Source organism: Blastococcus sp. KM273129 (assembly GCF_021698995.1).
Lineage (GTDB): Bacteria > Actinomycetota > Actinomycetes > Mycobacteriales > Geodermatophilaceae > Blastococcus.
This window is the reverse complement of the sequence record NZ_SSXB01000186.1, coordinates 1-604: the sequence shown is the minus strand read 5'-3', so window position 1 is coordinate 604 and position 604 is coordinate 1. Positions and strand designations below refer to the sequence as shown.

General features: G+C 76.8%; 1 protein-coding gene. It reads right to left on the bottom strand.

Features of this window, described 5'->3' with window-relative positions; genetic code table 11:
- A partial coding sequence (cobA, locus tag E9565_RS21955) for a uroporphyrinogen-III C-methyltransferase (RefSeq protein WP_236836733.1) occupies positions 1-604 on the bottom strand: 604 nt, incomplete at both ends.

Below are 604 nucleotides of genomic sequence, written 5' to 3'. Positions count from 1 at the left end.
GGGTGGAGCCGTCGGTGACGACGGCGACGGGGGTGCGGGGGTCGCGGCCGTGCTGCACGAGGGCGGTGGCGATGGCGGGTGCGGTGTCCACGCCCATGAGGACCACCAGGGTGCCGCGGAGGCGGCCCAGGGAGGCCCAGTCGACCAGGGAGTCGGGGTGGCCGGGGGGCAGGTGGCCGGAGACGACGACGAACTCGTGGGTCAGGCCGCGGTGGGTGACCGGGATGCCGGCGAGGGCGGGGACGGCGACGGCGCTGGTGATGCCGGGGACGACCTCGACGGGGATGCCGGCGGCGGTGCAGGCCTGGAGTTCTTCGTAGCCGCGGCCGAAGACGTAGGGGTCCCCGCCCTTGAGGCGCACGACGCGGCGGCCGACGCGGGCGTGGGTGAGGAGCAGGTCGTTGATGGTCTCCTGGGCCATGGCGCGGCCGCGGGGGAGCTTGGCGGCGTCGATGACCTGGACCTCGGGGGGCAGGGCGGCCAGGAGGGCCTGGGGGGCGAGGTGGTCGGCGACGACGACGTCGGCGGTGGCCAGGGCCTGGCGGCCGCGGACGGTGATCAGGCCGGGGTCGCCGGGGCCGCCACCGACCAGCACCACGCTGCC